Annotated in this window: 24 protein-coding genes; 12 read left to right on the plus strand and 12 right to left on the minus strand. The window is 57.0% G+C overall.

What is annotated here, in order from left to right; translation table 11 throughout:
• Nucleotide 1 precedes the first annotated feature (1 nt).
• The 7 genes from JCM12178_RS08890 to JCM12178_RS08920 form a co-directional block, all read right to left on the minus strand.
• Nucleotides 2–220, minus strand: a complete 219-nt coding sequence (locus JCM12178_RS08890; protein WP_054650634.1) for a helix-turn-helix domain-containing protein — start codon at nucleotides 218–220, stop codon at nucleotides 2–4.
• A complete protein-coding gene (locus tag JCM12178_RS08895) occupies nucleotides 208–843 on the minus strand; it encodes a tyrosine-type recombinase/integrase (RefSeq protein WP_054650636.1) in 636 nt (211 codons plus the stop codon). The genes JCM12178_RS08890 and JCM12178_RS08895 overlap by 13 nt, the downstream gene beginning before the upstream one ends.
• A 203-nt stretch (nucleotides 844–1046) precedes the next feature.
• The gene (locus tag JCM12178_RS08900) at nucleotides 1047–1484 is read right to left on the minus strand and encodes a glycoside hydrolase family protein (protein WP_054650638.1); all 438 of its coding nucleotides are present in this window, start codon (nucleotides 1482–1484) and stop codon (nucleotides 1047–1049) included.
• A gap of 77 nt (nucleotides 1485–1561) precedes the next feature.
• A complete protein-coding gene (locus JCM12178_RS08905; protein WP_218185644.1) occupies nucleotides 1562–2050 on the minus strand; it encodes a hypothetical protein in 489 nt (162 codons plus the stop codon).
• Nucleotides 2001–2756: an LvrA C-terminal domain-related protein gene (locus JCM12178_RS08910; RefSeq protein WP_157054841.1), complete on the minus strand. Its 756-nt coding sequence runs from the start codon at nucleotides 2754–2756 to the stop codon at nucleotides 2001–2003. Before JCM12178_RS08910 ends, JCM12178_RS08905 begins: the two co-directional genes overlap by 50 nt.
• Nucleotides 2723–3316: a hypothetical protein gene (locus tag JCM12178_RS08915; protein WP_157054842.1), complete on the minus strand. Its 594-nt coding sequence runs from the start codon at nucleotides 3314–3316 to the stop codon at nucleotides 2723–2725. Before JCM12178_RS08915 ends, JCM12178_RS08910 begins: the two co-directional genes overlap by 34 nt.
• Before the next feature lie 28 nt (nucleotides 3317–3344).
• Complete coding sequence (locus tag JCM12178_RS08920; RefSeq protein WP_054650646.1) at nucleotides 3345–3545, minus strand: hypothetical protein; 201 nt, start codon at nucleotides 3543–3545, stop codon at nucleotides 3345–3347.
• Nucleotides 3546–3613: 68 nt separating this feature from the next.
• Between JCM12178_RS08920 and JCM12178_RS08925 the strand changes: the two genes are divergently transcribed.
• The 3 genes from JCM12178_RS08925 to JCM12178_RS08935 all read left to right on the plus strand — a co-directional run bounded on the left by JCM12178_RS08925 (nucleotide 3614) and on the right by JCM12178_RS08935 (nucleotide 5000).
• Nucleotides 3614–3937, plus strand: coding sequence for a hypothetical protein (locus JCM12178_RS08925; RefSeq protein ID WP_157054843.1), 324 nt, complete (start codon nucleotides 3614–3616; stop codon nucleotides 3935–3937).
• A 142-nt stretch (nucleotides 3938–4079) separates the two neighbouring features.
• Nucleotides 4080–4367, plus strand: a complete 288-nt coding sequence (locus tag JCM12178_RS08930; protein WP_157054844.1) for a hypothetical protein — start codon at nucleotides 4080–4082, stop codon at nucleotides 4365–4367.
• Nucleotides 4368–4607: 240 nt separating this feature from the next.
• Entirely contained in the window at nucleotides 4608–5000 is a 393-nt protein-coding gene (locus tag JCM12178_RS08935; RefSeq protein ID WP_054650653.1) for a thermonuclease family protein, read from the plus strand.
• A gap of 247 nt (nucleotides 5001–5247) precedes the next feature.
• Here the strand turns inward: JCM12178_RS08935 and JCM12178_RS08940 are convergent, their stop codons facing one another.
• The gene (locus JCM12178_RS08940) at nucleotides 5248–5616 is read right to left on the minus strand and encodes a hypothetical protein (RefSeq protein WP_054650655.1); all 369 of its coding nucleotides are present in this window, start codon (nucleotides 5614–5616) and stop codon (nucleotides 5248–5250) included.
• Nucleotides 5617–5790: 174 nt separating this feature from the next.
• On the opposite strand from JCM12178_RS08940, the gene JCM12178_RS08945 reads away from it, so the two are divergent.
• The 7 genes from JCM12178_RS08945 (at nucleotide 5791) to JCM12178_RS08970 (ending at nucleotide 8123) form a co-directional block, all read left to right on the plus strand.
• Complete coding sequence (locus JCM12178_RS08945) at nucleotides 5791–6027, plus strand: hypothetical protein (protein WP_054650657.1); 237 nt, start codon at nucleotides 5791–5793, stop codon at nucleotides 6025–6027.
• 41 nt (nucleotides 6028–6068) lie between these two features.
• Nucleotides 6069–6233, plus strand: a complete 165-nt coding sequence (locus tag JCM12178_RS18295; RefSeq protein ID WP_157054845.1) for a hypothetical protein — start codon at nucleotides 6069–6071, stop codon at nucleotides 6231–6233.
• Between the two features lie 230 nt (nucleotides 6234–6463).
• Complete coding sequence (locus JCM12178_RS08950) at nucleotides 6464–6661, plus strand: hypothetical protein (protein ID WP_054650659.1); 198 nt, start codon at nucleotides 6464–6466, stop codon at nucleotides 6659–6661.
• A complete protein-coding gene (locus JCM12178_RS08955) occupies nucleotides 6654–6917 on the plus strand; it encodes a hypothetical protein (protein ID WP_054650661.1) in 264 nt (87 codons plus the stop codon). The genes JCM12178_RS08950 and JCM12178_RS08955 overlap by 8 nt, the downstream gene beginning before the upstream one ends.
• 386 nt (nucleotides 6918–7303) lie before the next feature.
• Nucleotides 7304–7588: a hypothetical protein gene (locus tag JCM12178_RS08965; RefSeq protein WP_054650665.1), complete on the plus strand. Its 285-nt coding sequence runs from the start codon at nucleotides 7304–7306 to the stop codon at nucleotides 7586–7588.
• 23 nt (nucleotides 7589–7611) lie between these two features.
• Complete coding sequence (locus tag JCM12178_RS18300; RefSeq protein ID WP_157054846.1) at nucleotides 7612–7782, plus strand: hypothetical protein; 171 nt, start codon at nucleotides 7612–7614, stop codon at nucleotides 7780–7782.
• A 29-nt stretch (nucleotides 7783–7811) separates the two neighbouring features.
• Entirely contained in the window at nucleotides 7812–8123 is a 312-nt protein-coding gene (locus JCM12178_RS08970; RefSeq protein ID WP_054650667.1) for a hypothetical protein, read from the plus strand.
• 9 nt (nucleotides 8124–8132) lie between these two features.
• Here JCM12178_RS08970 and JCM12178_RS08975 read toward each other — a convergent pair whose 3' ends face one another.
• From JCM12178_RS08975 to JCM12178_RS08985, 3 genes are all read right to left on the minus strand, one after another.
• Nucleotides 8133–8561 (minus strand): hypothetical protein, encoded by a 429-nt coding sequence (locus tag JCM12178_RS08975; RefSeq protein ID WP_054650669.1) that lies wholly within the window; start codon nucleotides 8559–8561, stop codon nucleotides 8133–8135.
• Nucleotides 8562–8912: a FitA-like ribbon-helix-helix domain-containing protein gene (locus JCM12178_RS08980; RefSeq protein WP_054650671.1), complete on the minus strand. Its 351-nt coding sequence runs from the start codon at nucleotides 8910–8912 to the stop codon at nucleotides 8562–8564.
• A 71-nt stretch (nucleotides 8913–8983) separates the two neighbouring features.
• On the minus strand, nucleotides 8984–9199 hold the full coding sequence (locus JCM12178_RS08985; RefSeq protein ID WP_054650673.1) for a hypothetical protein: 216 nt from the start codon (nucleotides 9197–9199) through the stop codon (nucleotides 8984–8986).
• 190 nt (nucleotides 9200–9389) lie between these two features.
• On the opposite strand from JCM12178_RS08985, the gene JCM12178_RS08990 reads away from it, so the two are divergent.
• Nucleotides 9390–9758 (plus strand): hypothetical protein, encoded by a 369-nt coding sequence (locus tag JCM12178_RS08990; RefSeq protein WP_054650675.1) that lies wholly within the window; start codon nucleotides 9390–9392, stop codon nucleotides 9756–9758.
• A gap of 78 nt (nucleotides 9759–9836) precedes the next feature.
• The gene (locus JCM12178_RS08995) at nucleotides 9837–10055 is read left to right on the plus strand and encodes a helix-turn-helix transcriptional regulator (protein ID WP_054650677.1); all 219 of its coding nucleotides are present in this window, start codon (nucleotides 9837–9839) and stop codon (nucleotides 10053–10055) included.
• On the opposite strand, the gene JCM12178_RS09000 is transcribed toward JCM12178_RS08995, so the two are convergent.
• Nucleotides 10052–11239, minus strand: a complete 1188-nt coding sequence (locus JCM12178_RS09000; protein ID WP_054650679.1) for a tyrosine-type recombinase/integrase — start codon at nucleotides 11237–11239, stop codon at nucleotides 10052–10054. The two genes, JCM12178_RS08995 and JCM12178_RS09000, sit on opposite strands and share 4 nt — an antisense overlap.
• Nucleotides 11240–11409: the final 170 nt, after the last annotated feature.

Raw genomic sequence — 11409 nt, forward strand, 5'->3', positions numbered from 1 at the left:
ATCACTCCCCCTCCCCCTCAATGCCGAGCACGGCATTGGCCTGAACAAACCGCTCCAGTTCCGAGGGCCGCACCTTCCACGGCCCCTTGCCGCCGAGCTTGAACCCGTGCAGCTTGCCGGTGTTCTTCCGGTCCGCCGCACCGTCGCGCAGCATCCGCAGCACGGTCTTCTCGTGCAGCCGCAACTCTGCCGCCACATCTTTCACCGTCAGCAGGGGCATGGAATCCTCCCGTGTCTGCCGGAAAGCGCGCGCTTGGCCTGCCGGATGTGCTCACGCCGGAAGTCGAGGTAATTGCGCAGCCCCTCCAGACTCTTCCAGCCGCCCGCCCTAGCCGTCTCGATGAGCGGGTCAACATGCTCCCCGGCCATGCGCAGCCGCTCAAGCTCCTCGTACATGTTGTTGGCAAAGGTCTTGCGCATGGAGTGCGTCCCGATCTTGCCGTCCAGCCCCAGCCGCCGTGCCGTGCCGTGGATGATCTGCCACGCCCGGCTTCGGCTAATGGGCCGATTCCCCCCCTCGCGGGACCGGAAAAGATACGTGTCAGGCGACCAGCAGCCGGACAGATGCAAAGCCTTGATGGCCGCAAACACGGCCGTCTGCTCGTCGCGGTCAAGCTCGATCTCCCGCGTCTCGTCGGTCTTTGTCTGCTTGAGCGACACAAACCGCCGCACCCGGTTGTTGATGACCACATCCCGCACCTTTAGTCGCAGCATTTCGGAAACACGCGGCCCCGAGCGCAACCCGAGGATCAGCAGACAGCGGTCCCGGTACTCGAACGGACCGGCAAACCCCTCGAACAGGCTGACCACCTCGGCATCACTGAACGGTCGACACCCGATCATGAACCACACCTCCAAACCGTTTGAAAAAAACGTTCGAAAACTCCCGACCCACCACGAAACAGCCACCTGCCCGCTTTTGCGTGAGCCAGACACCACACGCGGGAACATGCGGAAACATCCGCGCCCTTTCCTGTCACCGGCTGCAACTCTGTAAAGAAAGTGAAACCCGTTCCCATCTCAAGGCACAAAAAAACCGCACAACCCTACTTGCGCCAACGCCCCCGCCGCATCTGCTCCGCAAGCTCAAGCGCCCTGCCGCCCACCTGCTTTGCCCAGCGGGAGTCAAGCATTTGTTCCGCGGCCTCGGCGTAATCCGCGCATCGCAGCGCCTCGCGCATCCTGCGGAACTCCAGCAACCCATGAACGCCCAGATTGAACGCCATGTTCACCAGCACCCACGCCCGCACCTGCTCCCCGGCATGAATCAGCAGCGTGAACTCCGGCATGCGCTCGGCAAGCCCATTAATGGCCCCCTCAATGTCGTGCTCCAACAGCACCTCGGCCTCCTCCTGACTGATGCCCCGGTCATCGAGATTGCGCCCCCAGCCGATGGTCGTTTTCCCGGCGCTGCACAAATACGGCCGCGCCCGGAACCCTTCGTGCCGCTTGATCTGGTCCACGATTTTCCTGTCAAACTGCATTGTTGAAACCTCCTCACAATGACACGGCGGGTCGAGAATCCACGACCGGCCGCAATGTTTGCACCTGTAGTGCCCCATCAACTCGCGTCCTGCCGCTGCCACCACTCGGCTTGCCTTTTGGCTTCGCAGTAGCTGATGTCAGGATTGCGCCGCTTGATCTCAAAGACCAGCTGCACAACCCGCGCGGAAACCGGATTCTCCGCAGGATGCGGCTTGCTCGCACTCGCGACCCCGCTCGGGAAAATCGGCTTCTGCTGCTGCCTGCGTTCACGCAACTGGGCGTACGCGGCCCACATGGCCTTGCCGAGGTTGCGCGGCTTGGCCTCCATCCCGCAGATTTCCGTCTGCACGTGCTTCCAGTCGTCTACAGGAATGCCCTGCACCAGATTCCAGCACGCGTCTTTTACCGCCTTGCTCGGCGGCGCAAGCCCAAACGTGGCGTACACCACATCGATGACTTGCAGGAACCGGTTCCACCGCCACGTCAATTCCTGACTGTCCACAGCGTCCTCCTTGTCAATGTCGCAGCTCTGGCGGCAGCTCATCCGCAGGATCACCCGCGCCACCGCCAACCTCGTCCTCCCAGCGTCCCTGATTCAACCACGTCGCAGGGTTCGGGATGTACGTCTGTCCGTCCCTGCCCCGAAAGGCGTCCGCCGCCTTCTGTGCGCGCAGCGCATCCAACAGCTTCTCGGGTTCCACTTCCTTGCGGGCCTTTTCAAAAGCCCGGTACGCAGCCTTCTTGCCCTTCTTCGCGGGATACTCATCCCACCACGCTTCAAACGCGGCAGGGTACCCACCCCCCTTGGGGGGGTTAGGGGAATTAGGATTAGGATTAGGATTAGGATTCAAGGCGTCACCTGTCGGCACCTGTCGGCAACTGTCGTCAATCGGCGTCAAAATCTCCGCCGGAGGCTCGGGCGTTTTGCGTTTGTGCAGGGATCGTATCCGCTGGTGGTCCTGCCACGAGAGGAATACGCCGTACACGCGCCCATGTTGCTCCCAAAACCGGCAAATGCCGCTCTCTTCCAGCTCCCGGTGCCACTTGGCAATGTCGTTCACCCGTACCTCAGGCCGAAGCGGATAACACCGCCCCTTGACCACCGCAGGCGTCGCCTCAAAGCATCCGTGATCGTCCGGCGCAGGCAGCAAACGATAGAAATGCCGCTCTGCCGGAGGACTCAGGGCGTTGAGGTTCGGTGACGTCCAGATGGACTCCTTGATGATACGGCCCGGCATCAGCCACGCACCGCCTTCACGATCCCGCGCCACACTGCCCGCCAGAACCCGCCGCCCGAGGGCAAGGCTTCCTCCGCAGGAGCTTTGGCCCGAAACCGCGTCACGTCCTCTTTGTCCCACGCGCACACGTAGCTCATGTCCAGCACGTCGGCATTGCGCTTCACAAGGTCGGCGTGCATGGTCACCAGCATCGGAGGCTTTCCGCTCCGGGCAGCCTCCACAAGATCACTCGCGGCCCGCTGCAGGTCGGCGCACGCCGTAGGCACGGTAACGACCCCCGGCCCCGGCTCCAGATACGCGCGCACCGGCAGCCCCGCCGCAAACAGCTCTCCGGCAATCAGCTTGAGCGCTGCCACAGCCAAATCAGGCCGCCGCGCCTCATGAAGTTTCAGGCACAGCGCCAGCACATGCGCCAGCGGTCCGTTCTGCGCCTCTTCCACGCCGGGCAGCCTCGCCCAGCGATACGCCTGCTTCTGGGTCTTCTTCCCGCAGAGATTCCCCACGAGATTTGCCCCCAAAACGTCGTTCGCCATCCCCTGCCACTCATGCGCGGCAGCAGGTACGGTCTTTTCAGCCATCGTCTTTACCCTCACGGTTTGCGAACACCGTGCGGCATACTCGTTATGCCGCACGGCCTCCGTCGTTCTGGTCCGCCTCTTCGGAGAGCAACCGCAGCGCCAGCTTTCTGGCCATGTCAGAGAATTCGCCGCGCTCACGCACCCGGCGATACGACCGGGCCGAGCTGTACCCCAGCTTCAGCGCCACATGCGTGTGTGTACCGAAGCGAACCCGCAACGCTTCAAAAAGTTCGGTATCAGTCATGACGGCATTCTAGGTCGCTTTGACCTAGCAAGTCAAGGACATCAAAACCGTGGACAGGTAAGAACGAAATGAACCATGTATTAATCATGGCAAATGGTGAGCAAGCAGCAGGACTTACGCTTGAGCGAATCCTTATGGACAGGATCGCCAGAGAGCAGGACAAGCTTGAGCTTTCGGACAAGAAGCTCGGCGACATTGCCTTCAGCTTCCTGAGCGACACCCAAAAGAAGGTAAACAACCTGAAGCACGGCCGCCGCCGCCTGACCATGAGCGACTACTACCAGCTCTGCCGCGCTTTAAACCTACAGGCGGACCGAATAATGAGCCGCGCACTTGACGAACTGGACGAAGAACTCAGCCAGCACCCAAACAACAAGGCCGCTGCTGGTTAGAAGACATGGCGATCTACAGAGGCAGCGGCGGCGCATCACCGAACACACCGCCTTATGACCCCAAAAAACACCACTGGCTCAAGCCAGTTTTTTTTGACTGACGAGATAGGGAGTACGAATTGAATTCATCTGGAGAATAACTATGGGTTGGTTATCAAACAAAATTCTTCGGCTAAGTGTTAATAGTCAACGCAAGGAAATGACCATCTTCGTAGACACCCTGCGTGGAATGGACCCCGATGAAATCGCGATCGGGCTGGCGTTTGCCACAAACTTCCGCAATACCATCGACCTAACCCTGCCTTCCAACCTCAGCCTTTTGGACCCATTCGCTCTTGTTGAAGCCTACCCAACAATTACATACGAAAATGCCAACGGCATAAAAAAAGCTACAAAAAAAATGGACTCTACCATCAGGCAGCCGGTGTAATGGTCTGGCAACACACTCTCAGAGCCGCACTCACTCCGGAGCTACGCCACCTAGCCCGCACAATGTGGCAGGAACTCTCCAGAGCCATGACATCACCCACAATGCTCAGGGCGGCAATGACCATCAAATTGATGGGCATCCCACTCACGCTTGATGTCAACGACTATGACGTTTTCCCGAAGGATTCGAACCGCAACAGACACCGGACACCATTCGGTTCTAGCCAGCATTTCAGCGGCAATGCTTCATCGCATACTTCTCACTCTTACCGCCCTGCTGCTCGTCACTCCTCCTGCCCACGCAGGCCAAGCAGCCAGATACGTCCGCACCATCGACGGCGACACCATCATAGTCAACATTCAAGGCTGGCCGGAGATTATCGGTCATGAAATCCCCATCCGTCTGGCAGCGTGCGACACTCCGGAACTAAACGACCCCGACCCCGAAATCAGGCAAACCGCTCAGAAGGCCGCCAACTTCACGCGTGCAACACTGGAATCCGCAGAAACTCTTGAATTGAGAGATATGCAGCGAGGCAAATACTTTAGAATTGTGTGCCGCGTCATTGTGGACGGGAAAGACCTTTCTTCAACCCTTATTTACAAACAACTGGCAACCCCTCTCCCCAATTAAGACCACACACCCCATCCTTGCCGACCCTAACTAATTGCCTGCTCTGGCAACCTTTTCACCAATTTTGGCCAGAGTTCTGGCCAAAACACATCCTTGCTAAGGTCATTTAATCCTAGTTTTGTGTTGACAGCTAGGTCATAGCGACCTAGCATTAAGCATAGGTCAGCACAAAACCGGCGCGGCAAGGACGCCCGCAAATTTGCGTACCACTCCGGCTTCGGCTGGAACGCCCGCTCAATATGCGGCGTCACAGGCTCTTTGACATATCTGGATTACTGGATGGGACTGCGTCGGGGTTGCAGTGTTTCTTAAAAGCCGTTGCATCCCCCCGATCAGCGGCGGCTTTGAAATCTTTGCAAGCGCTCTCTTTGCTACCTGCTTTCCACAGCAGCAAGCCGTGTCCGATGTATGGACCGGGTTCTGAGGGATACGACTCTACAACAGACATGCAGGTGCCGAGATGGAACCGCAAGTTTTCTTTGTCAGCCGTGTCTTCAGTTGGGTCATAAAGCAACGCCATGTCTTGGCACACGTCAATCTGCTCCTGCTTACTCGCACACCCGGCCAGCAATCCGAGCGCGAGCAGAAGAAGCACTGCCTGAGAAAATCGTTTCATAGGTCACTCCTTTCAAATCCCGATATCAGGAAACAGGAACCAAAGTAAAGGGTTGCCGTTTCTGGTCTTCTCCGCACCCTGCCCAGTGCGGGGAAGCCGACGCACTCCTTCCCTGCGGGCCGGGCCTCCCATACCCGGCCCCACCAGAAGCGACAACCAACAACGGAGGAAGCCATGCCCACATGCAAGCACAAGCCGTGTGCAGTTCTCCCCGCCTTTAAGGGGGAAATCGGCACGCCGAAAATATCCTTCTACCCCGCCCAACTCTGGGACGGTCCGGAAGGGCGCTGGCGCATCATGATCGGTGACCGCTGGGTCAGGCGTCAGGGCGAGTCCAGAAGCTTTTTCACGCTCGATGGCGTCACGTCCCTTGTTATGGACACCTGCGTTCCGGCCTTGGTCTGCCGGTAGAGCAGCCGGGCATCCTTCCTGACACGAAAAAGGCCACGCCCGTGACGTTCGTTCCGCAGGACCCCGGCGAGCCGCTGCTCAATACGTGGACGCGCACCGAGCCTTTCAAGGATCAGCACGGCGAATGGCGGGTATGGGTGTTCCACAAACAAAACCCGGTCCTGCTGGACGATCTGGTCCCGCGCGAAGACCGCCGCGCAGCCTGACAAATTTCCGGCCCCGCTTGGCCGGACCTCCATGGCAAGCGGTTAAACCTGTGTCCTCACCCACTCCCGGCGGGAAGCGGCCCGCCGGGACACGACAAATTTCCGCACCGTGCGGACCGGGCCCGTCCGCCCTATAACCGGCAAAACCAAATCGTGTGGTTTAGTATTCCAAAGCCTCGGCCCCGACAGGGGGACGGCCCTGCCGAGGCGGCGGATGATGAGAGGTTAGAATGGACCATTTTTGCTCTGTAGCAATTGCGATAGCCCACGGTGCCCTGCTCGGCCTGATAGCGGGCGTGGCCGCCATGTCCTCCGGCGCTGACTTCTGCCCTTGGTTCGGATGGACCGCAGCCATGGACGCTGGCCTGATCCTGTTCAACATGTATGCGCCCGGCGCGCCCGATGGAGGGACAGTGGGCAATGACTGATTTCAAGCCGTTTTCAATCACCGTTGATTTCCAATCCAAAGAGGAAGCCTTTGCAATGCTGGCCGTCTGCTACCGCATTGCGGGACTTGAAACACAGACTCACCGAAAGTTTTTCAACACCGACGATGGGCCTTGTCTCGGCCAGCGGGTTGAGGAGGCTTTGTCCGAGCAGGGCATTGAAGTGAAACACACTTCCAACTTCGATGAAGTTGCAGAAATGGCCTACGGCAAAATCACGTTTCGGAAAACGAATTGATAGGCAGTTGATGATGGAATCGGACTACATAAGCCACGCCGAAATGAAATTAGCTGCGACACCGACAGCTACGCCTAGCGCAAATTGCCACAAGCCCGGGCGGAACCAGTCCCAGAATCGTTTTGTTTTGCGTTCCCATGTGCGTTGCAAGTCCCACCAGTCCATCTTCTTGCGACTAAGGAATTGTTCTATTTTGTTTGGTTCTTTCATGGTCCCAACCATGCCCCAGAATCCGAACGCAACGCAACTTTGAATTCAAAATCAGGCGACAATCAAAACACAGTCAATAAAGATTAGTGAACAATATCAGAGGGTAAACTCAACTGACCGACACAGATGTCGGTCAGAGTCAAAAAAGCCCGAGAATCAGCAGGAGGCATACGGACATGGCTAGCAAGAAAAATCTCTATACCGTCCATGCCTTTCGATGGGGCGATCCCGAGCGACACAGCTATATCGTTGGGGTCTACCCGAAGAAGCAGGCGGCACTTACCGCAGCAGAAACGGAAGAGGAATACCGAGGCGGGAAGTACATTTGTGAAGTCCGTGAATGGCTTCCCGGCGAAGGCATCGAAGGCACTCATTGCAAAGAGGCAAAGATCATCAAGCCATTGCCTGAAATTGACCGGCTGACACAGGCCGGAATCAATTTCGCCAAGCAGAACAACTAATCCGCAATACTCACGGAGGGAATATGGCAACCGTAGCAATCGACGGCAAAAAGTACAAAGTCACTGACACCTTGGGTTACGTCCAGGATGTTTCCGCTCATGTCAAAGAGGTGGCTACCCCCGAAGGCAACAAGATGGTGATCAAGAGGCGCGGCGGCAAGTGGCGTTTCTGGACAGCAAAGGACCGCGTGTAGCGCGGGGTACTCAGCAACAGGAGGCACGAATGTTTGAAGCAATAGAAGGTTTGTCCTGCTTGGCAGCAGTCGGCGCGGACGGAACGCAAATGATTATCGCCCATGCTGGCGGTGATGATGACACCGGAGAGTGGAATTTCTGGAAATGGGAGATGATCGACGGCGGTGATCTGGTTGGCGACCTCATGTGCATGGAAGCCGAAGAAGGTCTTGGCCGCACTCCCGGACTGTATGTCTGGGAAGGCAAGGGACAGGTCAACGAAGGAGACAGGGGCGATTTTTGGGGCAAGTGGCGCAGTGCCAACGCCCACGATTTAGAGCGGTTCCTGAAAAAGTCATAGTTCATGAGATTATTTGCTGTGACTGTACCTCTTGCCACCAAACACCGCACGCCACTGGCTGGCCGCGCCGAGACTTTTGCCGTGGCGCTCACAAAAATCCGCCAGTGTGGACGCCAGCAGGTCGGCCTTGTGGTCGTGCCACCACTGCTCGTTGTCCAGCGTCCAGTCGAGATCGAGCATCTTGCGGAGCCGTTTGACCGCATTGCGGCTCAGGGGCAAGTCGATGCCTACTGGATGGTGGCAGTGAGCGGCGAGGTAGTCGGCAAGGTTTGGCGTCAGGATCACACGCACGCCGCCACCACCTTGGCCGCGTTGCGTGGAATGGGGCCAGCCCAGCAGGACGGCAAAGCCGTGAGGCGTAGGACGCGACTCGCGGACGTCCCACGCCTCGCCGGAGATGTCTTCGGCTTGGCCGATGATGGTTGCACGACGGGCCATTTAATCCTCGGGCAGGTAGAGCTTTGCCATGTATGCGGGCAACCGCTCCAGATCGTAATTGCCCTTGTATTCACTGGCCGACGCCCACGCCTGCTTGCCGGTGGTCGTGGACAGAACCAGCCAGCGGGAGCCGTCTTCGCGCTCGGCAACGTAGTGACGCGGCAGCGCCGGGGTCATGTACAAAGTGATGGGCAGGTCGCTACCGGATGCGTCCTCGGTCTGGGTCAAGGTGGCGATCTCCCGCCGGAGCAGCTCCTCTACGGAGTTGTAGGGGATGCCGCGCTCTTTGGCGAGGGCCTTGAGGGCCTTGACGGTGGGTTCGTCGATATTGCGGATGGTGATGGTCGGCATGCTGTGCTCCTGCAGGTTTGGGGAGGCCAAAGCCTCCCCGGTGAAATTTCTTTAGGCTTCGTAGCCGGTGATCAGGATGAGTTCGCCGTTGTCGTTGATGACAGTGCAGTTTCAGGCCACTCGCCATTTTCATCCTCGAAATCCTGCTCGATGCGGACGTACTGCCCCGCGTACCCTTCCAGGACCTCATCAAGGCTTTCGACGATGTCGTCGGGGTCTGTCTGATTAGCGTTGTAGGCTTCAACGTATTCGTCTTCGGTCATTGTGGTCAGTTCGCGGTAAGTCATTTTGTTTCCCCTTGGTTTGTTTTGCTGGGGGCCTATCCCCCTCTCGCAAATACAGTATGCAAAATGCTGACACAAAATGCAAGCATTTTGTATAAATTAATCTTAAATAATTTAAGATATTTGTGAAAAAACTTGAAACTTTACTGGATAAAATTTGGTGATCAACTGATGAAGACAAAGGAGAGAATGAATGAATCAGTATCGCAAAAAGCCTATCATTGTTGAAGCGTTCCAGATGACCAAAGAGCGCCGCCACGACAATTCGGAGTGGCCCGAATGGCTGCACAAGGCATGGGTCAGTAAACCTCACGAAACTGGCTCTGTCTGGCCGGAAGATTTTCCCCACTCGTCAGGCACGGACAGGCTCATGATCGGCACGCTTGAAGGCTCTCATCGCGTTGATTGGGATGATTATATCATTCAAGGCGTCAAGGGCGAGTTGTACCCCTGCAAGCCGGACGTATTTGACGTCACTTACGAAGCGGTCATCCACCGCTCCGACTGTGCAGTACACAATGGACCCGCGTATAAACCCGGCCCCTGTGACTGTGGCGCATAGCTAATTTTCCCCTCCCCTCGGGCTCTCGGTTCCTTTCATGGGACTGGTGCCGGGAGCCCGCTCTATAAGGAGAACACAATGACAGAAAAAAGCTTACTACTTCTTCCGGCCACAGGCTTTATGCGTCTTGCCGACGTTTTGAAATTCATCCCGGTCAGCAAAACAACATGGTGGGAAGGTGTAAAGCAGGGAGATTTCCCCCAGCCTGTCAAACTGGGAGAACGCATCACCGCATGGCGAGCTGAGGACATCGCCGCCCTAATTGACCGTCTAAACGAGGAAAGCCAGTGCGCCTAAGTCTCGTCACGCAGCCTGTCCAGATAATCGGCATACCACTGCATCATCTCACGCCGCTTGGACATGTGCTTTGCGTGGTCATAAGCCGCACGGACCTGATTGCTCTCGATGTGTGCAAGCTGCCGCTCTACAGCACTCTCGGGCCAGCCGTTTTCGTAAAGCAGCGTGGACGCCGTACCGCGAAACCCATGCGCGGTCATTTCATCCTTGGTGTAACCGAGTCGCCGCAAAGCAACGTTGAGCGTATTCTCAGAAAGAGGCCGCGCAGCCGAACGGATACCCGGAAAAATGAAATCCTGAGAACCACGCGCAAGAGGCCGCGCTTGCCGCAGGACGTCTATCACCTGTCTGGCAAGCGGCACCACATGCGGTCGGTTCGCCTTCATGCGCTCCGGCGGTATGCGCCACTCAGCCGACTCAAAATCAATTTCAGCCCATGTCGCCTTTCGAACCTCGCTTGAGCGAAGAAAAGTATACGCCGTTACCTGCAAAGCATATTTCACGATCAATGACCCCTTAAAGCCATCAATCGCCCGCATGAGTTCCCCCACCTGCTTTGGCGCAGTCAATGCCGCATGATGCTTAAGCGTCTTGGTAATCGGCGGCAGCACACCTTTCACGTCTCCGGCAGGATCGCGCTCCACAATCCCTTTCGGAATAGCATAGCGAAATATCTGCGAACACGTCCCGCGCACTCGCCGCGCCGTCTCAATACTGCCCCGTGCAGCTATACTCTGAATCATCCGTAAGATATCCTGCGGCACAATCTCTGCGATGGGCTTTGCCCCGATTGCGGGGAAGACATGCAGTTGCAGACGTCCGGTCACGGTCTTTATATTCTTTGCGCTCCACTGCTTTGAAAAAAGGTCTAACCACTCACGCCCGACCTGTTCAAATGTCAGAGCCTCGGCATTTTGAGCAGCGCGAGTATTCTTTTCTGAAGGATCAATTCCGGCCCGCAAAAGCTGCCGACAATCGTCTCTTGCTTCCCGCGCCTGCTTCAATCCCACGACCGGATATGTCCCCAGAGAAATCATTTTCGATTTTCCTGAATAGCGATAACGAAAACGCCACCGCTTATTCCCGCTCACCGGCACCTCCAGATACAACCCATCGGAATCAAGAATCCGATAGAGCTTCTCCCTGCATTTTGCCGCTTCAACTCCCTTTACTGTTAATCCCATAGCCTTGCCTCGCGAGTAACTTTTTCACTTCCACCCAAAACTACTCACAGCGTTACTCACAACACCTTCCGAATGTCAATGAACCACATAGAACCACCCCGGACACAGAAAACAAAAAAGCCCCCGATTTTTCGGGGGCTTTTGAACCACATCGGATGCGGCTGAACTAT

Source organism: Salidesulfovibrio brasiliensis JCM 12178 (assembly GCF_001311825.1).
Lineage (GTDB): Bacteria > Desulfobacterota > Desulfovibrionia > Desulfovibrionales > Desulfovibrionaceae > Pseudodesulfovibrio > Pseudodesulfovibrio brasiliensis.